Annotated in this window: 1 pseudogene; it reads right to left on the reverse strand. The window is 67.2% G+C overall.

The features are described from left to right. A pseudogene (locus tag ACQG3P_RS25570) lies at positions 1-180 on the reverse strand (hypothetical protein); the annotation flags it as partial. Positions 181-229 lie beyond the last annotated feature (49 nt).

Raw genomic sequence — 229 nt, forward strand, 5'->3', positions numbered from 1 at the left:
GGTCTGGTAGGTCATCACCGCGCGGGCGGCATCGGGCAGCCAGGGAATGCCCGGCCCGACCGCGTGCACGATCAGCCCCAGCAGCAGGCCAAGCCCGAAGCCAATGCCCAGTTTCCAATGCAATGGCAGCTTCTGCCGGGTCGTTGCGGCCTCAGTCCTGGAGCGGTGTGCCGTGAAAATGAGAGAAAGAGCGGAGCAAAGCCGGCCAACCCGGCCCGGGGGCCGCTCA

The sequence above is a fragment of the Stenotrophomonas sp. SrG genome (genome assembly GCF_050031795.1).
In the GTDB taxonomy this organism is placed as follows: Bacteria; Pseudomonadota; Gammaproteobacteria; order Xanthomonadales; family Xanthomonadaceae; genus Stenotrophomonas; species Stenotrophomonas rhizophila_A.